25 protein-coding genes are annotated in these 23,147 nt (G+C 68.5%); 11 read left to right on the plus strand and 14 right to left on the minus strand.

The features are described 5' to 3' along the window. Positions 1-103 precede the first annotated feature (103 nt). Both ASF23_RS17385 and ASF23_RS17390 read left to right on the plus strand, forming a co-directional pair. Positions 104-649 carry a TIR domain-containing protein gene (locus ASF23_RS17385; RefSeq protein WP_055956769.1) on the plus strand — a complete coding sequence of 182 codons (546 nt, stop codon included), beginning with the start codon at positions 104-106 and terminating at the stop codon, positions 647-649. Further along, positions 621-1,547, plus strand: a complete 927-nt coding sequence (locus ASF23_RS17390) for a DUF4231 domain-containing protein (protein ID WP_200919398.1) — start codon at positions 621-623, stop codon at positions 1,545-1,547. The genes ASF23_RS17385 and ASF23_RS17390 overlap by 29 nt, the downstream gene beginning before the upstream one ends. A gap of 98 nt (positions 1,548-1,645) precedes the next feature. Here the strand turns inward: ASF23_RS17390 and ASF23_RS17395 are convergent, their stop codons facing one another. After that, positions 1,646-2,272, minus strand: a complete 627-nt coding sequence (locus tag ASF23_RS17395) for a hypothetical protein (RefSeq protein WP_156364608.1) — start codon at positions 2,270-2,272, stop codon at positions 1,646-1,648. A gap of 106 nt (positions 2,273-2,378) precedes the next feature. On the opposite strand from ASF23_RS17395, the gene ASF23_RS18730 reads away from it, so the two are divergent. From ASF23_RS18730 to ASF23_RS17405, 3 genes are read left to right on the plus strand one after another with little or no spacing between them, the layout of a single operon-like run. Next, positions 2,379-3,008 (plus strand): N-6 DNA methylase, encoded by a 630-nt coding sequence (locus ASF23_RS18730; protein ID WP_200919399.1) that lies wholly within the window; start codon positions 2,379-2,381, stop codon positions 3,006-3,008. After that, positions 2,920-3,642 carry a hypothetical protein gene (locus tag ASF23_RS18735; RefSeq protein WP_200919400.1) on the plus strand — a complete coding sequence of 241 codons (723 nt, stop codon included), beginning with the start codon at positions 2,920-2,922 and terminating at the stop codon, positions 3,640-3,642. The genes ASF23_RS18730 and ASF23_RS18735 overlap by 89 nt, the downstream gene beginning before the upstream one ends. Positions 3,643-3,694: 52 nt before the next feature. Further along, positions 3,695-3,880: a hypothetical protein gene (locus ASF23_RS17405; protein ID WP_055956783.1), complete on the plus strand. Its 186-nt coding sequence runs from the start codon at positions 3,695-3,697 to the stop codon at positions 3,878-3,880. A gap of 136 nt (positions 3,881-4,016) precedes the next feature. Here ASF23_RS17405 and ASF23_RS17410 read toward each other — a convergent pair whose 3' ends face one another. Then, complete coding sequence (locus ASF23_RS17410; protein WP_055956897.1) at positions 4,017-5,102, minus strand: PDDEXK nuclease domain-containing protein; 1,086 nt, start codon at positions 5,100-5,102, stop codon at positions 4,017-4,019. Between the two features lie 128 nt (positions 5,103-5,230). Here ASF23_RS17410 and ASF23_RS17415 point away from each other — a divergent pair, with 128 nt between their 5' ends. Further along, the gene (locus ASF23_RS17415; RefSeq protein WP_055956786.1) at positions 5,231-5,575 is read left to right on the plus strand and encodes a histone-like nucleoid-structuring protein Lsr2; all 345 of its coding nucleotides are present in this window, start codon (positions 5,231-5,233) and stop codon (positions 5,573-5,575) included. A 76-nt stretch (positions 5,576-5,651) separates the two neighbouring features. Here the strand turns inward: ASF23_RS17415 and ASF23_RS17420 are convergent, their stop codons facing one another. The 3 genes from ASF23_RS17420 to ASF23_RS17430 all read right to left on the minus strand — a co-directional run bounded on the left by ASF23_RS17420 (position 5,652) and on the right by ASF23_RS17430 (position 9,182). Further along, on the minus strand, positions 5,652-6,875 hold the full coding sequence (locus ASF23_RS17420) for a toll/interleukin-1 receptor domain-containing protein (protein WP_055956789.1): 1,224 nt from the start codon (positions 6,873-6,875) through the stop codon (positions 5,652-5,654). A 180-nt stretch (positions 6,876-7,055) separates the two neighbouring features. Next, the gene (locus ASF23_RS17425) at positions 7,056-7,667 is read right to left on the minus strand and encodes a recombinase family protein (RefSeq protein WP_055956791.1); all 612 of its coding nucleotides are present in this window, start codon (positions 7,665-7,667) and stop codon (positions 7,056-7,058) included. Positions 7,668-8,345: 678 nt separating this feature from the next. Beyond that, the gene (locus ASF23_RS17430; RefSeq protein ID WP_055956794.1) at positions 8,346-9,182 is read right to left on the minus strand and encodes an alpha/beta fold hydrolase; all 837 of its coding nucleotides are present in this window, start codon (positions 9,180-9,182) and stop codon (positions 8,346-8,348) included. Positions 9,183-9,423: 241 nt separating this feature from the next. On the opposite strand from ASF23_RS17430, the gene ASF23_RS18480 reads away from it, so the two are divergent. Then, positions 9,424-9,576: a hypothetical protein gene (locus ASF23_RS18480; protein ID WP_156364609.1), complete on the plus strand. Its 153-nt coding sequence runs from the start codon at positions 9,424-9,426 to the stop codon at positions 9,574-9,576. Positions 9,577-9,651: 75 nt separating this feature from the next. On the opposite strand, the gene ASF23_RS17435 is transcribed toward ASF23_RS18480, so the two are convergent. Then, complete coding sequence (locus ASF23_RS17435; RefSeq protein ID WP_055956797.1) at positions 9,652-11,127, minus strand: MFS transporter; 1,476 nt, start codon at positions 11,125-11,127, stop codon at positions 9,652-9,654. Positions 11,128-11,309: 182 nt separating this feature from the next. Beyond that, positions 11,310-12,569: an FAD-dependent monooxygenase gene (locus ASF23_RS17440; protein ID WP_055956800.1), complete on the minus strand. Its 1,260-nt coding sequence runs from the start codon at positions 12,567-12,569 to the stop codon at positions 11,310-11,312. A gap of 64 nt (positions 12,570-12,633) precedes the next feature. On the opposite strand from ASF23_RS17440, the gene ASF23_RS17445 reads away from it, so the two are divergent. Further along, the gene (locus ASF23_RS17445; RefSeq protein WP_156364610.1) at positions 12,634-13,137 is read left to right on the plus strand and encodes a hypothetical protein; all 504 of its coding nucleotides are present in this window, start codon (positions 12,634-12,636) and stop codon (positions 13,135-13,137) included. A 22-nt stretch (positions 13,138-13,159) separates the two neighbouring features. Here the strand turns inward: ASF23_RS17445 and ASF23_RS18485 are convergent, their stop codons facing one another. The 3 genes from ASF23_RS18485 to ASF23_RS17455 all read right to left on the minus strand — a co-directional run bounded on the left by ASF23_RS18485 (position 13,160) and on the right by ASF23_RS17455 (position 16,094). Beyond that, complete coding sequence (locus ASF23_RS18485) at positions 13,160-13,357, minus strand: hypothetical protein (protein ID WP_156364611.1); 198 nt, start codon at positions 13,355-13,357, stop codon at positions 13,160-13,162. Positions 13,358-13,469: 112 nt separating this feature from the next. Next, a complete protein-coding gene (locus ASF23_RS17450) occupies positions 13,470-15,401 on the minus strand; it encodes an ABC transporter ATP-binding protein (RefSeq protein ID WP_055956806.1) in 1,932 nt (643 codons plus the stop codon). Between the two features lie 132 nt (positions 15,402-15,533). Then, entirely contained in the window at positions 15,534-16,094 is a 561-nt protein-coding gene (locus ASF23_RS17455) for a TetR/AcrR family transcriptional regulator (protein ID WP_055956808.1), read from the minus strand. Between the two features lie 61 nt (positions 16,095-16,155). On the opposite strand from ASF23_RS17455, the gene ASF23_RS17460 reads away from it, so the two are divergent. After that, entirely contained in the window at positions 16,156-16,893 is a 738-nt protein-coding gene (locus ASF23_RS17460) for an SDR family oxidoreductase (RefSeq protein WP_055956811.1), read from the plus strand. A 39-nt stretch (positions 16,894-16,932) separates the two neighbouring features. Here the strand turns inward: ASF23_RS17460 and ASF23_RS17465 are convergent, their stop codons facing one another. The 4 genes from ASF23_RS17465 to ASF23_RS17480 form a co-directional block, all read right to left on the minus strand. Then, positions 16,933-17,832: a carbohydrate ABC transporter permease gene (locus ASF23_RS17465; protein WP_082474291.1), complete on the minus strand. Its 900-nt coding sequence runs from the start codon at positions 17,830-17,832 to the stop codon at positions 16,933-16,935. Then, the gene (locus tag ASF23_RS17470; RefSeq protein WP_055956814.1) at positions 17,832-18,785 is read right to left on the minus strand and encodes a carbohydrate ABC transporter permease; all 954 of its coding nucleotides are present in this window, start codon (positions 18,783-18,785) and stop codon (positions 17,832-17,834) included. Before ASF23_RS17470 ends, ASF23_RS17465 begins: the two co-directional genes overlap by 1 nt. 11 nt (positions 18,786-18,796) lie before the next feature. Beyond that, positions 18,797-20,125 (minus strand): extracellular solute-binding protein, encoded by a 1,329-nt coding sequence (locus ASF23_RS17475; RefSeq protein WP_055956817.1) that lies wholly within the window; start codon positions 20,123-20,125, stop codon positions 18,797-18,799. Between the two features lie 94 nt (positions 20,126-20,219). Continuing rightward, a complete protein-coding gene (locus ASF23_RS17480) occupies positions 20,220-21,008 on the minus strand; it encodes a DeoR/GlpR family DNA-binding transcription regulator (protein ID WP_055956820.1) in 789 nt (262 codons plus the stop codon). Positions 21,009-21,155: 147 nt separating this feature from the next. On the opposite strand from ASF23_RS17480, the gene ASF23_RS17485 reads away from it, so the two are divergent. Further along, positions 21,156-22,283: an SIS domain-containing protein gene (locus ASF23_RS17485; RefSeq protein WP_055956822.1), complete on the plus strand. Its 1,128-nt coding sequence runs from the start codon at positions 21,156-21,158 to the stop codon at positions 22,281-22,283. A gap of 89 nt (positions 22,284-22,372) precedes the next feature. Next, a complete protein-coding gene (locus ASF23_RS17490; protein WP_055956824.1) occupies positions 22,373-23,110 on the plus strand; it encodes a sulfite exporter TauE/SafE family protein in 738 nt (245 codons plus the stop codon). Positions 23,111-23,147 lie beyond the last annotated feature (37 nt).

The raw sequence follows: 23,147 nt of genomic DNA on the forward strand, positions 1-23,147 counted from the left end.
GGAGTCAGCTCCGACACGCTCGTGACACCCGGACAGATGATGTCCCCACCGCTCGTGTCTGCTGCTCCGGCTAAGGTTTCCTCACCAACCCGAGGGAGTCATTGTGGCAAGTCTGTTGAAGTCGTACACGCGGCATAAGACGTTTATCTCCTACCACCACGCGGACGAGGCGGAGGTGGCGGCTTTCATCGATCACTTCGACCACGACCACGACGTACTGATTTCGCGCGGCATCGGTGCTTCGATGGCTGGGGACGTCATTGACAGCACCAACGCGGACTACATCAAGCAGCGCATCCGTCAGCTGTATCTCCGGAACAGCTCGGTGACGCTGGTCATGGTCGGTGCTGAGACCTGGGGACGACGATTCGTGGATTGGGAGGTCGCGGCCTCTCTGCGGAACACAGCAACGTCGAGCCGCAACGGACTTCTCGCGATCACGTTGCCATCGATCGCGAACTCCACCCGGCAGCTCCCTGCTCGGGTGGACGACAACGTCGACGGGACCGATGGATACGCGCGCTGGATGAAGTACCCGACGAGCACGCTGGACCTGGGGCAGATTATCGACGCTGCTTACACGCGGCGGACGACGCATGCCTCGGTTGTGGACAACAGCCGTGCACTTCGTCAGCGCAATGCAAGCTGATCCGCTCGGGCTGGATGACTCGCAGCTACCCGGCTTCTTTCACGCGGCCGACGCGGCGTCCCTTCGGGGACAGCGAATTGCTCTCTGGGGCAACCGCGTTCGGTCCGCGGGCGCGGTTGCTGCCGCGATTGGCGGCGCGCTCACGCTAGTTGTTGGGTCGTTCGATCTGTGGGCGCTCGTGACGCTGGTTGGCTTCATCGTTGCGTTTGGGGCAGAACTTGTTCTCGGTGTACGGCCACCGGAGCGCAAGTGGTACATGGCGCGAGCGGCCGCCGAGTCGGTGAAGACGTTGAGTTGGCGCTACTCGGTAGGTGCTGACCCGTTCTTCGTCACCCTCCCGGCGGGTGACGCGGAGAAGCTCTTCCGTACCCGAATCGGGCAGGTTGCTCGCCAAGTTTCGGAAGCGGTCGCGCCTCCGGAGGGTGACGGAGCCGCCCCAACTGAGGCCATGGAATTCCTTCGTGCTGCAACCACAGCGCAGCAGCGCGAGGTGTACTTACGCGATCGGACCAGGGCGCAGCGAGATTGGTATACCCGCAAGGCGACGTCCAACGCACGAGCGTCGTTTGCCTGGCGTGCGACGCTCGTCGGCGCAGAGCTTGTCGCTATTGCACTGGCAACGCTCCGCTTTGCCGGCGTCTGGGACGTCGACCTCGCGGGTGTCCTGGCGGCTTTCATCGGTGCCGGCGCAGCCTGGCTCGCGCTGAAACAGCACACCACTCTCGAATCCGCCTACTCGCTCACTGCAGCCGAGCTACAGAAGCAAGATGCGACACTCACGTCGGCTCTGGACGATGACTGGGCAAGAGCAGTAGCCGACGCGGAGGAGGCGATCAGCCGTGAGCACACGATGTGGCTCGCCTCTCGAAGCGACGTCAACGAACAGATCGGCAAATAGCCGTCAGGCACGCGTCCGATAGCCGCCCGACTACCGAGACGGTCAACGGTCGTGCTGGATGCCCACGCCACACTGGACCCGAAGAGGTGGTGCTTCGTTCACATCGCCTGTTGTGGCCGCTTCGAATGGTTTCGCGTCGGGCGATGGGGCTGGGTCAGTGACTTCGAGTTCGTACGGCACACCTCGCGCGCTGGCGAGGAGCACGTGGGGCAGGGATAGGACAGATCCTGCGACGCGCGTAGGTCGCGTTCCAGGCCGGCGTAGAACTCGTCGTCGGAGGTGCTTGCCGCATCGAGGATCGCTTGCTCGACCATGTCACGGTGCTTGATGAGGGCGCGGTGAAACCGTTTCGGGTTGTCTGCAACTCGCATCACCTCGGGGGCGACGTCCCACAGCGCTCGTTGCACAGCAGTGAAGGGGCGCGGCCCACCGAAGTCGCCATTGAGGAGCTGCCGGTCATCGCGGCGAGCCTCAGCGATGAGCAGCATCTCGAGGTAGTCCAGTTCGAGCTGACTGGTAGCCGTGGCGAGGATGTGTTTGTCGAGGCCGCCTGGCCCTCGACGGTCAAGCACTTGACGGATGAATTCGCCGCTACCGAAGTAGCCGGACAGGTGCTTCGGGTCGAGCCGAGTGCTCTGGCCGATGTACGACCAGCCGTCCTCGACTGCGTCCGTGCGGAAGACGTAGCCCATCGCATCAGCCGGTATCTGCACGCTGTGATCCATCGTTGCCTCCCCCGTCACCCGATCTTCGCCGCAGCCTAACGCTGGCCTTGACCAGCGTGACGGTGGGTCGAGCACCATTGTCGTCCGGGTGGTCGACAATGGTCTGTTGAGCACCGCCGACCTGCCCCAGCCCGTCGACACGTCGGAGCTGCGGAAAGCGCGGGGTGCGTTCTTCACGCCGGAACCGCTGACCCGGTTCATCACGGAGTGGGCTGTCCGTGATTCTGGGGATGCGGTCATGGAGCCGTCCGCCGGTGATGCGGCGTTCCTGGTGGAGGCGGTGCGGCGACTCACTGAGCTAGGAGCCGTTCAGCCAAGCGTGACCGGTGTGGAGATTCACGAGCACAGCGCTCGCGTCGCTGCGGAGCGCGTCCCTGATGCTGGCGGTGTGCCGACAGTGATCCACAGCGACTTCTTCCTCGTCGATCCGACCCCGACGTACGACGCGGTGATCGGCAACCCGCCTTACATCCGGTATCAGGACTTCACCGGTGAGTCGCGCACGCGGTCTCGGGCGGCGGCACTCAACGCCGGTGTCGCACTGACCGGCCTGGCGTCCAGTTGGGCCGCGTTCACCATCCAGTCCGCACTGTTCCTCCGGCCCGGGGGGGCGGATGGGACTCGTGCTGCCCGCCGAGCTGCTGAGCGTGAACTACGCCGCCCCGGTCCGACAGTTCCTCTTCGACCGGTTCGCCAGCGTCGAGCTGGTGCTGTTCACCGAGCGAGTGTTCCCTGAAGCGGAAGCAGATGTCGTGCTGTTACTCGCGGACGGGTTCGATCAGGGCCCCACTGATCACGCCACCATTCGCGAAGCTCAAGACGCTGACGCTCTCACCACGCTCGGAGACGCGCTGCGGTGGTCGCCGAAGCGCCCAGCAGATAAGTGGACCGGGCTCCTCGTTGGTGCAGACGCGCTCCGTCCACTCCGTCGACTACGGGAGTCCAGGGCGTTCACGGACCTCGAGGACTGGGGCGACACCACGCTCGGCATGGTGACCGGTAACAACAGCTACTTCGCTCTCTCGCCGGCACGAGCCCGTGAACTCGGCCTGGGCCGAGCCGACCTCGTTCGCCTTTCACCGCCCGGTAGCGCGCACCTCCGCGGGCTGTCCCTCACCCGGCACAACCTCACGGACCTCGGCGCGGCGGGCAAAGCGACGTGGTTGTTCCGGCCCGGGTCTCGGCTGACTCCAGCCGCAACTGCCTACGTGCAAGCAGGCCATATGGCTGGCGTTGACCAGGCGTACAAGTGCCGGGTGCGACGCACCTGGTACCAAGTACCGCTGCTGCCACCCGCTGACCTGCTTCTAACGTGCATGAACGTCGACCGGCACGAGGACGCCCGCGAACGACTCGCAGCACCCCGGTAGGCACCGCTCGCGCGGACCTGGGAATGTCGGGTGCCGCCGATACCTTCAGGCCATGGAATTTCTGCACACCGGCCTCGGTGCTCTCGTCGCTGCAGTGGCGGTTGCCTTCACCGCTATTGTAGCGAGCAAGGCGGCCGCCGCCCTCTGGGTCGCCGTCACGTTCGTCGCGCGAGGCATCTACTGGCTCACCATTGGGTGGTGGGTCAACCGGATCAAGGCAGCTCTGATGGGCTACTGACCCGTCTCGATAGCCGATCGGCTACCGGACGGTGCTCTGCTCCCGTGTCCATGCCGGATTTGCGGGGATCGCGCTGCCTCGCATGGGTGGTCCGAAACGGGTTCCGGTGACGGTGCCGCTATTGACAGCCTGGGGATCAGTGGGCGCCGACGACAGGTGAGTCTGGATCCACATCTGATGTCAGGGCCGCGGCGAGGTCGGCTTCTGACGGTAGCGCGGCTTGCACTGCGGGTGGGAGGAGGTCGTAGCTGGCGACACCGATCGGTGTCTGATGTGCGCCGAGGGAGTACCGGACGACGGCGTCGTTCTTGTCGGCCACCAGTAGCAGCCCGACCGTCTCGGCGTGCTGAGCGCGGCGGAGCTTGTCATCGACGAGGGCGACGTAGAAGCCGAGCTGCCCGAGGTACTCGGCTTCTACGTCGTAGAAGCCGAGCTGCCCGAGGTACTCGGGCTTGAACTTCCCGGTCTTCAGTTCGATGACGACGTAGCGGAGCTGCTCGACGTGGAAGAACAGCAGGTCGACGTAGAAGTCGTCTCCGTCGACGTCGAAGTGCACCTGCCGGCCCACGAACGCGAACCCCTCCCCGAGCTCACGGAGCGTGTCGATGATCCGGTCCACCAGCGCCTGCTCGAGCTGGCGTTCCTTCGCGTCGCCGCCGAGGGCGAGGAAGTCCAGGACGTACGGGTCCTTCGTGATCTGCTGCGCCAGATCCGACTCCCCCGCCGACAGCACATCCGCAAAGTTCGACGGCGCCGCTTCCAGCCGAGTGTGCGCGCTGATACGAATGTGGTGCTCAACCACGTTCCGCGACCATCCATACGTGAGCGCTTGCCCGGCGTACCAGTCACGGAGTTCACGGTCATCGAGGCGATCCAGGAGCACGGTGATGTGACCCCAGGGAAGTTGTCCAACAAGCTGTTGGACAACTTCCTCCTCTGGCCATGCCGCCGCGACCCGACGCATATAGAACAGGTTCGAGCGGGAGAACCCCTTCATCTCCGGGAACTCAGTGCGGAGGTCGGTGGCGAAGCGGCCGATGACGTTGCTCCCCCACCCCTCCGCTCCCTGCCGCTGCAAGATCGTCGAACCGATCCCCCAGTACAAGCGAATCAGTTCCGTGTTGACGCGGCGTTGCGCGGTAAAGCGCGCGGCTCGCACCTGGTGCTTCAGCTTGGCAAGCGTGGCGGCATACCCGAACGACGCCGGCGACGTGTCTGTCATCACCACCCAGTCTGCCCGACTTCCACCCCACCCTGCCCCACCCCACCGTCACGGTATCGGTCGACACGACAACTCGAGGTGCATATGCCAGGGTAGACGCGAACCCCAAAGCGAAAGGCGGCCTTCCTATGGCGCAGAAAGTCACCACCCATCTCGTCGACGATCTCACCGGCGACACCATCGGAGACGGCCAGGGCCGCACCGTCACGTTTGGTTTCGATGGCAGCCACTACGAAATCGACCTGACCAACGACAACGCCGACGCCCTTCGCAACGCGCTCTCGGACTACATCGCCGCTGCGCGCAAGACCACCGGACGAACCGGCCGCGCCACGAGCGGGAGCACCGCGAAGCGAGGCAACACCGAAGAGCTCGGCAAGATCCGCGAATGGGCTGCAGCCAACGGGCACGAGGTGTCCTCACGCGGACGCATCAGCCAGGCCGTCCGCGACGCCTACGACGCCGCACACTGACACCACCCCCAGACGGACAATGACCGGCCGCCCCGCAGGGCAGCCGGTCATTGCCGTTCGCTCCGATATGGCACTCTTATGGCAGTTGGGTGTGAGACGGGTTGTCGGAAACCCCAGTCGGGAGCGCGTCATCAGCGGGGAACTGGACTTCATCGAGTAGATCGGCCCACTCCTGCATGACCGCCTGTCCGTCAATGATATTTTGAGATCCCGTCTCGTATCGCTTCAGTGCTGGACGCATATCTCGCGATAGCCGTGCGAGGTTACGCCCACTATTGATAGCGGACCGCACTTGTTCCGTAGCTTCCTCGCCCGCCTGCACCATTCCTCGGACCGAGTCTTGAGCCTGTGCGAGCGCAGTGCGATCCTCCGGAGTGACAGTCGTCTGCGCGTTGCCAATCTCAGCCAGGGCTCGGAAAGCGGGATCGATGCCGAGTAGCGTCCGCATGTACTCGTCACCCGCATCCACGATTCGTTGCGTGGGCGACTCAAGCTCCGCCGCGACGCGCCTGAGGACGACGAGCTTTGCGGCAAAGTTGCTAGCCGGACGCCCATTCAGTTCAGCTGTCCCGGCCTGAAGGATTGCATTAAATTCCTCGGCAGCATCCTGAAACCTCTTCATGGCAACGGTCCACGCTTCGGTGCGCTCAGGGAACTCCGCAACAAGCTCCAACGGAGAGGGCGCGTCTCCGTAGGGGTCGTCATTGGGCACGCCGGGAGCAGTGCTGTCCTGGCTCGCGGCGTCGGACGTCCGGACCCCTGGAGCTGAGTCCTGCGCTGGCTGCCTTTGGACCTCCTGCATCAAAACACGCAGCTCTTTGGCCAAATCGTTGACCGCTTGGCGATGTTCCGCCCCCGCTTCGTCCACCAGACGCAGGCGTTCCCAATCTTTGTATTGCGTCTCAGCAGCAATAGCCTTTGCTTGATTGCGGCTAGTGGACACCAGATCCTCAACCGCCGTGTATCTGATGGCGAGAAGATACTTCGAAACTCCGAGTGCGCGTGTGGTGTTATAGAACTCGAAGAATTCTCGCCTGCACTCGTCGCTCGCAAAGAAAGATGGACTTAGCACCGGAATGAAAAAGGTTGTCGATTGGAGGGCGCCGTCGATGCGCTCTTTCCACTTTTGACCCCAACGAATATCGGAGCGATCCACGAATATTTCTAGCGTCTCGCCCGTAAGGACCCGGTATTCCATTTGGATCTTTTTGGCGAGACGCCGGATGCGACCCTGATCGGCTTCGTCGTCAATATGCGCGTAACTCAAAAAGCCCACCGCATTGTCCAGGTCGTAGTCCATACGTGGGAGTACATCGGGTTGCTGGCACGAAGTCAAGCCCACGAGGAGACAGTGGTTGTGGGGTACGCCCCAACACCGCTGTTCAAACAGCCGTTGCCCGCGTGGCATGGGAAGGGAGACGCGGTCGCCACAGATCCGTGCGCGGGTCTAGAACCTGGGGCGACATCGCAGGTGCGCCTGTCAACCCGGCTCACCTAGGGCTACGCCGGCGTTGGCCGGATTGACGGCGGCCTGGTGGCGGTAGAGCGTGGCCCGCGACCACCCCACTAGATCCGCAGCGTCCTTCGCGGTGTGGCCGGAGGCGCGGGCATCGGCGACGATCGCGAGCTTCCGCGCCACGACGTCCGGGTTCACCGGCGGGCGTCCAAATCGTGTCCCCGCAGCACGAGCGACCGCGATGCCGGCATTGACGCGTTCCACGATGAGTTCACGCTCGTACTCCGCCAGTGTCGCCATCAGGTTCAACATCAGCCGCCCAGTCGACGTCGCCGGATCGATGCCATCCGAAACCGACCGAACCCCGATGCCCCGCTCCCCGAGCATCGTCACCGTCATCAACACGTCGACCAGGGACCGGCCAAGTCGATCGACTCGCCACACCACGACCGTGTCCCCGGCGTCGGCGTACTCGAGCAGCCGCGCCATCCCCGGACGGGACGCAGCTTCCTTCCGCCCCGAGGTGATGTCGGCATAGATGTCTCGCTCGTCGACGCCGGCGTCGACGAGCGCATCGATCTGCAGCTGCGCGTCTTGCGCTCCGGTACTGATCCGGGTGTATCCGAGAAGCCTCACCAACCCAGTGTCTCAGCAACCCAGTCAAATGGGGTTCGAGACACGAGGCGCGTCGAGACGACTTTCTGAGACAACCTGTACTCCCGGTAATCCGGGAGTTGCGCGAAGCAACGACCATCCCCCTCACGTGTCTCGCAAACGTATAGCTTAATGAGGCACCAGCAGTGTTGCGTCTAGGCGATCGAACCGGCCACCCATGACCTGGCCCAAGTGGATCCAATCCACCGTCTGTACCCCGTCCACAAGCGCGGCTGGTGTCTGAGCCTCCGCTCGAAGCAGGCCACGTCGGCACGCGACCAAGATGGACGACCGCGTCCGGCAGGGAATCGGTCGCCGGGCGGCGCTCAGGCCAGCGGATTGGCCTCGGGGCCAAGGGCAATCAGGGTCCCTATGAAGCGTGCCGGTCTCTCTTCGTCCGTAAAGGTCACCGGATCGCTCTCGGAAACCGGGATCATTCCGCTAGCTCCCTGATCCGTCCTGAACCAGACCGCCGGTGCTTTCTCCCGGCCCTCGCGCACGGCGAGCAGCGCGGCGGCTGCAAGCCCCGGCCAGTCCGCCTCCTGGCTCGCTGCACGCGCTGGACGCGCACCGACCCGACCCGACGACGGACTGGAGGCGCGGTGCCAGCCGACACCGCGCCTCCAGTCCGACCACTGCTCGCGTCGCGAGCGGTCAGCGCTACTTCTGCAGGAACTCCAGCACGACCCGGTTCCACTCGTCGGCGTGGCTGACCGTGACGCCGTGCGGCGCGCCCTCGACGACGTAGAGCTCGGAGCCGGCGATCGCCTCGTGCGTGCGCTTGCCGGACCCGGCGAACGGCACGGTGCCGTCGCCGTCGCCGTGGATGACGAGGGTCGGGACGGTGACCTTCGGCAGGTCCTCGCGGAAGTCGGTGTTCGCGAAGGCGGCCATGCACTCGAGCGCGGCGGTCTTCGAGGCCTGGTGCGCGAGCGTCAGGGCCTCCTGGCGCTGTGCCTCGGTGACCTTGAGCTCGCCATCCACGGAGAAGAAGTCCGTCGTGAACTGGTCGTAGAAGTCGTCCTCGCTCTTGGTGAGGCCGGCGGTCATCTCGGCGGCCTGTTCCTTGGGCAGCGGGCCCTCGGGGTTGTCATCGGTGTGCAGGAGGTACGGCGGCACGGCCGAGGCGAACACCACGCTGTGGATGCGCTCGGTGCCGTACTTCGAGAAGTACCGGGCGACCTCGCCGCCGCCCATCGAGAAGCCGACGAGCGTGACGTCGTCCAGGTCGAGCTCGGTGAGCAGGGTGTGCAGGTCCTCGGTGAGGGTGTCGTAGGTGTAGCCCGAGTGCGGCTTGTCGCTGCGCCCGAACCCGCGGCGGTCGTACGTGACGACGCGGTGGCCGGCTGCCTCGAAGGCGGGGACCTGGTTCGACCAGGACTCGCCCGACAACGGCCAGCCGTGGATGAGGACGACCGGGCGTCCGCTCCCGCCGGTGTCGTCGACGTGCAGGTTCGTGTCCTTGAAGAGTCCGTGGTGTGCGGTGATCTCTGCCATGGTGGTGCTCCTTCCGGCGCGTGGTTCACGCCTCGACGTCGTTCGTACGCTGCGGTGGTTGGCGGACGGTGGATGGTCCGGTAAGCGCAGGCGACGACTGTCGTCGATCGATCTCGGATCAGGACCAACCCCGATCGAGGGGTGCTCCGAACCAGTGGCATCGATCCCGTGACGACGCGGTGCTCCGACCCGGAGACCGCTCGCGCGGACGGATCAGGGGTGCGTCGTGAACGAATCGATCATGAGTGTGGCCATCTGCATCGTGGGGCTGGCGGCCCTCGGCGTCTTCGTGGTGGAGGTCTTCACGCCGCGGCACCGCCGCGAGGAGCGTGCCCGTGTGCGGCGTGAGCGGCGCGCGGCTGGAGGGCGGGGCGGGGACGCGGCCCAGCACTGACGGCCGGCATCCCAGCACTGACGGCCGGCGTCTCAGCACCGACGGGGACGCCGGGCCCGCAGCGCATGCAGTCGACTAGACGCTGGCCTCGGTGCCCCGCACCTTACCGATCACGACGTCGACGATCCCGGCGACGAGCGCCGCCGCGACGAAGCCGAGCGAGACAGCGAGCCCGAGCGGCAGGCCCTGGCTGTAGTCGCCGTGCGACGACGCCAGCGAGGAGTAGAAGACACTCCCGACGGCGGCGATCCCCACGGCGGAACCGACCCGCGCACCGACCTGGATGAGCCCGCCGGCCGAGCCGCCCTGTTCGACGGGCACCTCGGACAGGGTGAGCGTCTGGTTCGGCGAGATGGTCAGCCCCGAGCCGATCCCTGCCACGAGCAACGGGATGACGAGCCACCATCCCAGGTCGCGCTCGAAGTGCATGCTGACGACCCACACGACGCCGCCGAGGCCGAGCAGGACCAGGACCGTCCCGACGACGATGAGCTGCCGGCCGAAGCGGCTGACCATCCGCCCGCCGATCGTCGACGCGACGCCGGAGCCGATCGCGAACGGGATCGATGACAGGCCGGCGAGCAGCGCCGAGTACTTGAGCCCGGACTGCAGCGCGATCGTCAGGACGAAGAACAGCGGGGTGAACCCGGCGAAGTAGACCGTCGCGAGCCCGACGCCGAGCGAGAACGACCGGCGGGAGAACAGCCGGAGGTCGATCACGGGCTCCTTCGTCCGCTCGTAGCGACGTTCCCAGAGCACGAAGACCACGGCGAGCACGACGGCGACGACGATGAGCCACCACTTCGCGCCGCCCTTCCACTCCTGCGACTGCACGAACGGCAACAGGAGTGCGACGACCGATGCGCCGAGGAGCACGATGCCGACGGGGTCGAAGTCGTGCTTCCGCCCCGCCTGCGACCGGTCGCGGCCCGGCAGGTACCGGAAGGCCAGGAGGATCGTCACGAGTCCGATGGGCAGGTTCACGAAGAAGACGGCACGCCACCCGTTCTCGGTGCCGAACGCTGTGATGAGGAGACCGCCGACCAGCGGGCCGATCGCCGTCGCGATGCCGACCGTCGCGCCGAAGAGCCCGAACGCCGTGCCCCGCTCCTTGCCGCGGAACAGCTGCTGGATGAGCGCCGTGACCTGCGGGGTGAGGAGTCCGCCCGCGAGACCCTGCACGAGCCGGGCGATCACGAGGAAGACGCCGTTCGGGGCGAACCCGCAGAGCGCACTCGCGAGGGTGAACAGCAGCACACCGATCACGAACATCCGACGTCGTCCGCTCACGTCGCCGAGTCGTCCACCCGGGACGAGCAGGAGCCCGAACGACAGCGCGTACCCGGAGAGGATCCACTGGATGGCCTCCGGGGAGGCGCCGGGGAGCCCGGACGAGATCGACTGCAGTGCGACGTTGACGATCGACACGTCGAGCAGCACGACCCCGCCGCCGAGCAGGCAGACGACGAGCGCCTTCCACCGGTTCGGGTCCGGCTCGGAGGTGGGGTCGTCCTGCCGGCGTGCGGCACTGTCGCGAGGGGTCGATGTCACTCGCTGGACACTATGCCGGCACCGCGACCGGGGTTCCGAGCCGGTACGAACTCGCAGCCCGGTGTCCGCACAGCGCGGTGGCGGCGGCTGGGCGCTGTCGGGTTGCGCGCAGAGCGACAGGATCGCCCGATGTTCGGGCCCGATCGGTCGCTTTGCCCGCAATCCGCGCGGCCGCGCGGGCGTCAGGCCGCCGGGCGGGCCTCCGCGCGCTCGGGCATCGGGGGGAGGGTGAAGTCGTCCGCCGGCGGCCGCTGGAACATCCGCTGCAGGGCGCGTCCGAACGGCGAGGCCGCGATGCGCATCACGGTGTTGAGGGCTGTGATCCCCGCGCGGCTGAACGGGTTCGCAGCGCCGGGCGTCCCCGGCGGCAGGTCCTGTGCTCGTTCCGTGTAACCGCGGAACTCGCGCTCGTAGGTGCGGAGGGCCTCCCGTCCGTCGTCACTGCGGCGCAGCGCGCTGCCGAGCATGTACGCGCCCACCAGCGAGAGCGTCGTGCCCATCCCGCTCACCGGCGAGGCGCAGTACGCGGCATCGCCGAGGAGCACGACCCGACCGGTCGACCACCGCGGTGCCCGCACCTGCGCGATCGTCTGCGAGTACACGTCGTCCGCGTCGTCGAGCGCGGCGAGGATCCGCTCCGACTGCCAGCCGGCGCCGGTGAACCGCTCGCGGAGCGCGGCCACGAGTTCGTCGCGGTCGAGGCGGCCGATGTCGGGGGCGTCCCGGTCGATGCGCGAGTTGAGGAGCGCACGCGTCGTGCCGTGGTTGTCCGGGCGCAGGGTGACGGACCGGCCGCCCGGCGCGTTGTACCAGCGCCACCAGCGGTCGTCGTCCTCGGTCCGCGGGATCGTCAGGAACGTGCACTGCAGGCCGAGCGGGCGGAGCTGGACCTCGGCGCCGAACACCATGCGGCGCGTGGTGGACCTGAGGCCCTCGGCGATCACGACGAGCTCGAACTCCTCGTCCGCGGCGTGCTCGAACGACACCGTCGCGGGTCCGCCGTTGCCGGGGCCGGACGGGTCCTTCGTGGTCGGGTCGTCGATCGCGGTGATGCGGTCCCCGAAGCGGTACTTGACACCCTCGGTCGACCCGATGACGATCTCGGCGAGGTCGCCGCGGAGGATCTCCGCCTCGGCCGTCGCACCGCCGGTGTCGTCGGTCCCCGCCGGGAACTCGGCGATCGCGCTGCCGTCGGCCGTGACGAAGCGGGTCCCGACCTCGCCGGTGCCCGCCGCGAGGACGGCCTCGTCGAGGCCCATGCGGCGGAGCACCTCGCGCCCGGCGCCCCGGACGTCGACGTTCTGCCCGCCGGTGCGGAGTGCGGGGGCCCGCTCGACGATGGTGACCTGCCAGCCGTCACGTCGCAGCCAGTGCGCGAGGGCGGGTCCGGCGATGCTCGCACCGGAGATCAGGGCGCGACGGGGTGTTCCTGGGGTGGTCATCCGGCCACTCAACTCCGGGCCGCCGACCTGTCGCTGTGCGACGCTGCGCTGCTACGGTCGGTGGATGGGGGAAGAACTGCTGACGGCGCCCGTCATGGCAGCGCACGGCCGACCGCTCCGGGTCCGTGGCTGGACGGTCGTCCTCGTCATGGTCGTCGCGCTCGCGGTGTACGGGGTCCTCGGGTCGTGGAGTGCCAGCATCGGACTCGGCGGTGAGGACGGCGACGGCAACTGGATCGACCTGCAGGGCACCGTCGTCGACAGAGCGCCCCTCACGGTCGACGTGGTCGGACACCCAGCACCCGCGGTCACGATGCTCCTGGTGCTGATGGGGGTCGCCGGGGTCGTGGTGCCTCCGACGCTCGCGCGGTACGGCCATGCTCGTGCCGGGCTGCTCGTCCGTCGGTGGGCGCTCGTCGCGATGCCCGTGCTGGTCGTCGCGGGGTTCCTGGTCTTCAGCGTGTGGCAGTCGCACGTCGTCGGTGCGGCGCTCCCGACCGCGGGGACGCATCCCCCGGTGTTCCCGTTCGGCGGCGCCTCCGTGCAGATCGGCCGCATGCACCACTGACGAACGGCGCGCCGCGCGCGGGTCAGTCCTCGGTCTCGGCGGGCCCCTCGTCCTCGACGCCGGTCTCGTCCATCCGGTCGCGGAGGTGATCGGCCATCGATGCCGCACCCTCGTGCCCGTGGTCGTGCTCGACCTGCTCGATGAGGCCGTGCAGCTTCTCGTGGTTGGTCGCGTCGGTGGCGCCGTCCATGACGGGCTCGGTCTGGTCAGGCTTGCTCATGTACCGGACGCTACGCGGGCGCTGCCGAGAATGCGGGAACACGGAGTCTGTGGGTAGCCGGACCCCCGGTTTCCGCAGGTTCGCCGGCCCGGTGAGCGGGACCGGCGCCGGACTAGGCCCCGCTCAGCGCCGCTTGCTCGGCCGCGAGGTCCTCGGCCGAGAGCTCCTCCGCCGCCAGGTCCTTCTGCACCGCGAACTGGGTCCGGTGCAGCTCCTCGTACCGCCCGCCCACGGCCAGCAGCTCCTCGTGCGTCCCCTGCTCCACGATCGAGCCGTCCTCGACCACGAGGATCTTGTCCGCACTGCGGATGGTGGAGAGGCGGTGCGCGATGACCATCGCGGTCCGTCCCTCGAGCGCCTCGCTGAGGGCCTCCTGCACGGCCGCCTCGGACGTCGAGTCGAGCGCCGCCGTCGCCTCGTCGAGGATGACGACGCGCGGCTGGGCGAGGAGGAGCCTGGCGATGGTCATCCGCTGGCGTTCACCCCCGGACAGTCGGTAGCCGCGCTCGCCGACCATGGTGTCCAGCTGATCCGGCAGGGACCGGATGAGCGGCTCGAGCCGGGCACGGCGCACAGCGTCCCAGACCTGGTCCTCGGTCGCCTCCGGTCGCGCGAGACGCAGGTTGGACAGGATGGTCTCGTGGAACAGGTGGCCGTCCTGCGTCACCATGCCGAGCGTGTGCCGCATCGAGTCGAACCGGACGTCGCGGACGTCCGTCCCCGCCAGGCGCACCGCACCACTGTCGACGTCGTACAGGCGCGAGAGGAGCTGCGCGACCGTGGACTTGCCGGCGCCGGACGTGCCGACGAGGGCGACGGTCTGCCCCGGTTCGATCCGGAAGGACACACCGTGCAGCACCTCTTCGCCGCCGCGGGTGTCGAGCGTGGAGACCTCTTCGAGTGAGGCGAGGGAAACCTTGTCCGCCGAGGGGTAGGCGAACCGGACGTCGTCGAACTCGACCGCGACGGGGCCCTCCGGGACGGTGACGGCGTCGGGCTTCTCCTGGATGAGCGGTTCGAGGTCCAGGACCTCGAAGACGCGCTCGAAGCTGACCACGGCACTCATCACCTCCACCCGTGCGTTCGCGAGGCTGGTCAGCGGTGCGTACAGGCGGGTGAGGAGGAGCGCCAGGGTGACCACGTCGCCGGTGTTCAGCGATCCTCCGAGTGCGAGTGACCCGCCGAGTCCGTACACGAGCGCGAGGGCGAGCGCCGAGACGAGCATGAGCGCGGTGACGAACACGAACTGCAGCATCGCGGTCCGGACCCCGATGTCACGGACGCGGGCGGCCCGGACACGGAACTCCTCGGCCTCCTCGTCCGGCCGACCGAACAGCTTGACCAGGGTCGCACCGGGTGCCGAGAACCGCTCGGTCATCTGCGTGCTCATCGCGGAGTTGTGGTCGGCGGCCTCGCGGCGGAGTGCGGCGAGGCGGCTGCCCATGCGGCGTGCGGGGATCAGGAAGAGCGGGAGCATGACGACCGCGATGACGGTCACGAGCCAGGACGTGCTGAGCATCACCACGAGCGTGAGCACCAGCGCCACGAAGTTCGTGACCACCCCGGACAGGGTGCCGCTGAACGCCTGCTGCGCGCCGATGACGTCGTTGTTGAGGCGGCTCACCAGGGCGCCCGTCCGTGTCCGGGTGAAGAACGCGATCGGCATCTTCTGCACGTGGTTGAAGACGGCGGTGCGCAGGTCGAGGATCACGCCCTCGCCGATCCGCGCCGAGTACCAGCGCGTCACGAGCGACACGGCGGCGTCGGCCACGGCGACGAGGGCGATGACGACCGCGATCCAGACGATGGTGGACACGGCGCCGCGGGCGACGATGACGTCGACCACCCGGCCGGCGAGCACCGGTGTCGCGACCGCGAGGAACGCTCCCACGATCGAGAGGGTGATGAAGACCACCAGCTTGGACCGGTAGGGCACCGCGAACGTCAGGATCCGCCGCACGGATTCACGGGAGAAGCCGTGCTTGCCGTCCCTGGCGCTCGAGATCTTGTACAGCGAGCTCCAGGCCGCGCCTTCCATGCTCATTGCGATTCCTTCCGTGGGCACCGGACCGCCGTGCTGTGGTGGGGTGCCCGTGCTCGAGGTCCGCCCGGGCGGCGGCGAGCCGTGGCAAGACTACGGCGCTGTCCGCGACGGACGTGTGCCTGGTGTCCGCAATCAGTGTCCCCGGGTGGGACGGAGTCCGTCCACCACGAGGTCGAGCAGGTGCGGGAACCGGTCGGCACCGTTCGATCCGAGCTGCCACAGGAACGCGACGAGTGCCAGGAGGTCGGCCGGTCCGGCGTCGGCGCGGACCTCACCCGCGCCGATGCCCGCGTCGAGGAGCGCTCCGACGGCGTCGATGATCTCGTCGTACTGCTCGTCGTGCAGCCGCTGCCGCGTGGCCGCGTCGAGGACCGCCACCAGTGCGTGCTTCTGGGAACCGAAGCCGGCGAGTTCGTCGAGCCAGGCGCGGAGGGCGCCGGCCTGGTCCGCCCGCATCGCCAGCGCACGTGCGGACGCGACCAGTGCGTGGAAGTCCTCGCGGTGGACCTCGGCGAGCAGCGCCTCCCGGCTGGGGAAGTGGCGGTAGATCGTGCCCTGCCCGACCTCGGCCAGCCGCGCGATGGACTGCATGGTCGCCGCGGGGTCGGTGACCAGCGCGGCGCGCGCGACGTCGACCAGGCGGGCGCGGTTGCGCTCGGCGTCGGCACGACGGGGTGGTGGCGAAACGGACATGTGTCCGGTAACCTCTCGACGAATCGGACGCTTGTCCGTTTGAGAGTACCGGAGGAAGCACATGGACGGGATCCAGGGCAAGGTCGTCGCCATCACGGGCGCATCGTCGGGCATCGGCGAGGCGACCGCGCTCCACCTGGCGGCGCGGGGCGCACGGGTCGTGCTCGCGGCGCGCCGGGTGGGGCGGCTCGCGTCGGTCGTCGAGCGCATCACCGAGACGGGCGGCGAGGCCGTCGCGGTCGAGACCGACGTGCGCAGCCGGGAGGCACTGCACGCGTTGGTCGCGTCGGCCCGGTCACGATTCGGTCGCCTCGACGTGCTCCACCAGAACGCCGGCTCCATGGCGGTGTCACCGTTCGACGCGCTCGACGTGGACGGCTGGCAGCAGATGGTCGACGTCAACCTGGTCGGGGTCCTCAACGGGATCGCGGCCGCACTCCCGGTGTTCCGCGAGCAGGGTTCCGGGCACTTCGTCCACACGGCGTCGACGTCCGCCCACCGCATCGTGCCCGCGCAGGGGGTGTACGCGGCGACGAAGACCGCGGTCCGGGTCCTCAGCGAGGCACTGCGGCAGGAGGCCGGAGCGGACCTCCGGGTCACGGTCGTCTCGCCCGGGTTCACCGCGACGGAGGGTGTCACCAAGACCGAGGATCCGGCGCAGCGCGCGGAGCTGCAGGCCCGGATGGACGCGATCGCGATGCCGGCGGACGCCGTGGCGGCCGCGGTCGCCTACGCGATCGCCCAGCCGGCGGGCGTCGACGTCGGCGAGGTGGTCATCCGGCCGACCGCGCAGCAGTGACCGCGCGGCGCTGCGCGTGCGGGCCCAGCGGACCGGACGTCACCCCTTGAGCCCTGCCGAGGCCATCGTCGCGACGAACTGCTTCTGCGCGAACAGGAACAGCAGGATGAGCGGCAGGGTCGCGACGACGTTGCCCGCCATGAGCAGCGACCAGTCCGTCCGCCGGACGCCCTGGAAGTTCGTCAGCCCGAGCTGCAGCGTGAAGGCGTGCTCGTTGTTGATCGCCACGAGCGGCCACACCAGGTCGTTCCACGAGCCGAGGAGGGTGAAGATCGCGAGCGTGGCGAGTGCCGGCCGGGCGAGCGGGAGCACGATCCGGAAGAACACCTGCAGTCGGGTGCAGCCGTCGATCAGCCCGGCCTCCTCGAGCTCGGCCGGGAGCGACAGGAAGAACTGTCGCATCAGGAAGATCCCGAACGCCGATGCGAGCCACGGCACGATCGCCGCGCCGAGGTGGTCGACGAGGTGGAGCCGCGCGAACATCACGTACGTCGGGATCATCAGCAGCTGCGACGGGATCATGATCGTCGCGAGGACGGCGAGGAACCCGAACGTCCGGCCAGGGAACCGCAGGCGGGCGAACCCGTAGCCCGCGAGCGAGCAGAGCACGAGGTGCGAGACGATCGCGGACGCCGAGACGATGACGGTGTTGAGCAGCCAGTGCAGGATGTCCGACTCGGCGAAGAGCCGTTCGTAGCCGTTGGTCGTGAACTGCGTCGGGATGAAGGGCGGCGGGAACCGGTTGATCTCCGACGCCGGCTCCAGCGACGTCAGGAACATCTCGATGAACGGCAGCAGGAACAGGAACGACACCGGCACGAGGAACAGGTGCCACGGGCTGAAGGGCCAGCGGCGGCCGGCGGGCCGTCGCTGCTCGCCGGACACGGTGACGCTGTCGCGGCGGTTCGGGGTGCTGAGGACCCGGGTCTCGACGGACATCAGAACGAGCTCCTTCCGGCGCGACGCTGCACCAGGGTGACGACGACCGTCACGATCAGCGTGGCGAAGAACATGGCGTAGGCGATGGCCGAGCCGTACCCGAACTGCAGGCTCTGGAACGCGGTCTTCCACAGGTAGTAGACGATCGTCTGCGTCGCGTCGAGCGGGCCGCCGCGCGTGGTGGCGTACACGAGGTCGAACAGCTGGATCGCCTGGAGCGTCTGGTAGATCGCCACGAAGGCCGTCACCGGTCCGAGCTGGGGCCACACCACGCGCCAGAACGTCTGCCAGGAGTTCGCACCGTCGATCTTCGCGGCCTCGATGACGTCGGTCGGCACGTCCTGCAACGCCGCCAGGTAGATGACCGTGGTGAACGCCGCCTGGCCCCAGAGGGACATGATGATGATCACGACCATCGCCTCGCCGCGGTCCTCGAGCCAGCCCTGCTGGGGCAGGTGCAGCACCCGGAGCACGTTGTTGATGATCCCGAACTGCGGGCTGAACAGGTAGGTCGTCAGGATGCCGGTCGCCGCGGCGGACGCCACGAACGGCACGAAGATCGCGGTCCGGTAGAGCCCGATGAACCGGATCCTGCGGTTCAGCGCCACGGCGAGGAACAGACCGAGGAGGAGCGACGCCGGGACGAACAGCACGGTGTAGAGCACCGTGTGCACGACCGCCGCCTGGACCCCCGCGTCGGTCACGAGGTCCTGGTAGTTCTGCGTCCCGACGAAGGACGCCGGACTGAAGCCGTCCCACGACTGGAACGACAGGATGAGGGCCCAGACGCCGGGGAACAGCGTCAGTCCGAGCACGATCACGAGCGCGGGCGCGACGAAGCCCCAGCCCGCGAGGCCTTCGCGGGTCCGTCGGGTCGAGCGGCGCTTCCGGGTCCGGTCGTCGTCCGGTGCGCTGTGGCCGCGGTCGGTCGGTCGGAGTGCGAACGTCGTCATGGGATGTGCTCCTAGCCCTGTCGAAGTGCCTTGTCGGCGGCGACGGTCGCCGTCCGGAGTGCCTCGCGGGGCTGCCCGTCGCCCTGGAGCACGCGCGCGACGGCGTCGCCGAACGCCTCGGACAGGCCGTTGTAGCCCGGGACGGTCGGCCGGGTCTGCTTGGCGTTCGCCGAGTTCGCCTGCATGGTCGCGAGTCCCGGCAGCGCCGCTGCGGCCTTCCGGAACGCGTCGCTCGACGCCTCGCTCGAGCGCAGGGGCAGGTTGCCGACGGCGATGTTGAACCGCTCGTCCTGCTCCTTGGAGGTCAGCCACCGCACGAAGTCCTTCGCCCAGTACGCGCGGTTGACGTCCTTGTTGTCGAAGAGCGTCCAGAGGTCCGGCCCGGACACCGTCTGGTGGTCGCCGTCGGTGCCGGGCAGCTGGACGACGCCGTACGAGGTCCCGGCGGTCTGCAGTGCGGACAGCTCCCACGGTCCGGACGTGATCATCCCGATCCGGTCGCTCTCGAAGAGCTGCGCGAACTTGGTGTCCGTCTGGTCCAGGTACACGCTCTCGTCGTCCACCGCCATGCTCTGCAGGAACGCCACCGCGTCGATGCCCGCCTGCGAGTCGAACGCGGCACGATCACCGCTCTTCGTCAGGATCGAGCCACCGTTCTGCCACAGGTGCGGCCACATCTGCCAGGTGGTCTCCTCGCTCCCGGACACCGAGTAGCCGTACCCGTAGGTGTGGCTGGTCTTGTCGGTGAGCCGCTTCGCGGCGCGACGGAAGTCCTTCCAGGTCCACTCCGCCGTCGGGTAGGCGACGTGGGCGCGGTCGAAGACCGTCGTGTTGTAGAGGAGCGAGATGTTGTCGACCACGGCCGGGAACCCGATGACCTTGCGGCCGGTGGGCTGCGCGGTCCCGCGGGCGGCCGGGGTGAACTCGTCCCAGTGCAGGTCGGGGTCGGTGATCTCGTCGCGGAGGTCGAGCGTGCGGTCGGACCGTTCGAGCTGGCTCGCCCACGACCCGAACGTGTACGAGATGTCCGGGGAGTCGTTGCCGGCGAACGAGGCGGCGAGCTTCTGGAGCAGCTCGTCGGTCGACGACGCACCGGGTGACATGTCGATGGAGACGTTCGGGTGGTCCCGCTGGTACTCGGCGACGAGTCCCTGCAGCAGCTTCTCCGCCTGGTCGCTCTGCCCGGACCACATCGTCAGACGGACGGGCGCAGCGCGGTCGAGCTTGGTGGCACCCGGTGTGGCGCAGCCCGCGAGCGCGGTCGCTGCGGCCACCGCCAGCACCGCGCCGATCGCCGAGCGACGCGTCCACTCCGTGGGGTGGTCTCCTGGTCGAGTCATGGGGAGCAATATCGAGGACTCCCGCACGGCCGCACAAGCGGATCGGCCGAACCGGTCAAGGGGAATGAGTGGTGGTCACCCGCCGGCGTCGTCGTCAGGCGACGAACACCTCGACGCCGGCCGCCCGGATCGCCGCGACCGCGTCGGCGGGTGCCGCGTCGTCCGTGACCAGCACCGCGACGTCGCCGATGTCGCCCATCCGCGCCATCGTCCGCCGCCCGACCTTCGAGCCGTCGCACACCACCACGACCCGGTCTGCGGCCGTGACCATCATGTGGTTCGTCCGCGCCTCGGTGTCGTCGTGCGTGGTGATCCCGCCCTCGACGCTGATGCCGTCGGTGCCGAGGAACGCCGTCGCCACCGTGAACGCCGCGAACGCCGCCTCGGCGAGCGGACCCACCGCCTCGAGGGAGGTCGTGCGGAGCGTCCCGCCGGTCAGGATCGTCGTGACGCGCGGGCTGCGGGACGCTTCGAGCGCGATCGTCACGGCGTTCGTCATGATCGTCAGCCCCCGCCGATCACCGAGGGCGCGGACCACGGCCTGCGTCGTCGTCCCGCCGCTCACCGCGATCGCCTGCGGCCCCGGCAGCAGCAGCCGGGCGGCGAGCAGCGCGATCCTCCGCTTCGACTCGTCGGCCTCGGAACCACGCATCAGGACGGGCATCTCGGTGAGCTGCCCCGCGGGTCGCACCCGGCCGTAGGTCCGCGCGACGAGTCCGCGCGCGTCGAGCTCGCCGAGGTCGCGGCGGAGGGTCGCGGCCGACACCCCGAGTCGGAGGACGAGGTCCTCGGTCCCGGCCTCACCCTCCGCGCGCAGGATCGCGAGGATGTCGCGCATCCGGTCCCGGCGCTTCCGGCTCACGTCCGACAGGTCTCTCGTCATGGAGCCATCCTCATGCACGGTGTGGGGCGCAACCGCTCATTCCGAACGCTCGGATTCCGCATCCGCGTAGCCCTCGGGGACGTCCGTCACGCACACTTGCGACAGCGACGGGCCGGCCGTCGCCCCGCCACCCCACGAGGAGCCTCCGTGACCGTGACCTCCGCGATCCGCGCGGTCGAGACCGCGACCCACGCCGAGATCCTGCAGCAGCCCGCCAGCTGGCACCGTCTCGCAGCGTCGATCGACAGTCGTCGTCCGGGCATCGACGCCTTCCTCGCTCCGGTGCTCGCCACGGCGGGCCTGCGCATCGTCCTCACCGGCGCCGGCACCTCGGCGTTCGTCGGCGACATCACGAGTGAGACGCTCCGACGCCGCCTCGGCCGCCGCGTCGACTCGGTGGCGACGACCGACATCGTGTCGGACCCGCGGGGGGTGTTCGCCGAGGACGTCCCGGTGCTCCTCGTCTCGTTCGCACGATCCGGCAACAGCCCGGAGAGCATCGCCGCGACCAGGATCGTCGACGCCGTCGCACCGCAAGCCCACCACCTCGTGATCACCTGCGACCCGCAGGGCGTCCTCGCGCAGGAGCACCGGTCAGCCGATCGGTCCCTCGTCCTCGAGATGCCACCGGAGACGAACGACACCGGCTTCGCCATGACGTCGAGCTTCTCGACGATGCTCCTCGCTGCGCTCGTGACGTTCCTGCCGGACCAGACGGGCGTCGTCGACCGGCTCGCCGACGCGGCCGGCTCGCTCATCGGCCAGGAGGAACGGATCGCGTCGTTCGCGCACGGCGCCGAACGTGTGGTCTACCTGGGCAGCGGTGCACTCCGCGGGGCCGCCCAGGAGTCCGCACTGAAGCTGCTCGAGCTCACCGCCGGTCAGGTCGTGTCGTTCTTCGACTCGCCGCTCGGGTTCCGCCACGGTCCCAAGGCGGTCCTCGACGCGAGCACGCTCGTGGTCGTCCACGGGTCGTCCGACGACTACACGGCCCGGTACGACGCCGACATCCTCCGCGAGCTCCGTGGTGACGGTGCGATCCGCGTCGTGTCGGTCGGTGTCGCCGACGACGCCGACTCGTTCCCGCTCGACGGCATCGCGGACCTGGACGACGGGTTCCGCGTGGCCGCCATGATCGTGTTCGCGCAGCTCCTCGCGTTGTCGGCGTCCGTCCAGCACGGGTGCACGCCGGACAACCCGTTCCCGAGCGGCACGGTGAACCGCGTGGTGCAGGGCGTCACGATCCACGAACTGGGCGAGCGCGCAGCGGGATGACGGACCACCGGCTCGACGCGCCGGCGATGGTCTGAGGGCAGCATCGCGCAGGGACACGAGGGCGGCCGGGCCTGTGCCAGGGTTGCGGGGTGACGACCGCCGCGATCCTCCTCGTGGCCGGTGTCGTGGCCGGGGTCATCGGCACGGCCGGTGGGATCACCTCGCTCGTTGCGTACCCAGCGCTCCTCCTGGTCGGGATCCCGCCCCTCGCTGCGAACGTCACGAACTCGGTCGCCCTGCTCGGCAGCGGCGCGAGCTCGGCGCTCCGCGCACGGCGGGACCTCGTCGGGCACGCACCGACCCTCCGGCGATGGCTCCCGGTCACCGTGGTCGGCTCCGCGCTCGGGGCCGGTCTGCTCCTCGTCACACCGTCGGAGGTGTTCGACCGGATCGTGCCGTTCCTGGTGGCCGCGGGGTCGGTGCTCCTCCTCGTGCAGCCGTGGATCGACCGTCGGCGGAGTGCCGCCACGATGCGGCCGGTCGCCGCCACCGCGAGCGTGTCCGGCGTCTCGCTCTACAACGGGTACTTCGGCGCGGGGTCCGGAGTGCTGATGATCGCCGTGCTGTTGCTGAACGGTGAGCCCGTGCTGCACCGGGCGAACGCGCTCAAGAACGTGCTGCTGCTCGCGGCCGACGTCCTGCCGGCGGTGCTCTTCGCGGTGTTCGGCTCCGTGGTGTGGTCGGCCGTGTGGCCGCTCGGCGTCGGCGCGGTGATCGGCGGCCTCATCGGCCCCTCGGTCGCGCGGCGGGTCCCGGCGACGGCGCTCCGCATCGCGATCGCGGCGTGTGGTCTCGTGCTCGCGGGATGGCTCCTGGTCGGCCCCTGACCGGACCTGCCCCGTCGTCGGGACCGGCGCGCACGAG

The sequence above is a fragment of the Curtobacterium sp. Leaf261 genome, assembly GCF_001422205.1.
In the GTDB taxonomy this organism is placed as follows: Bacteria; Actinomycetota; Actinomycetes; order Actinomycetales; family Microbacteriaceae; genus Curtobacterium.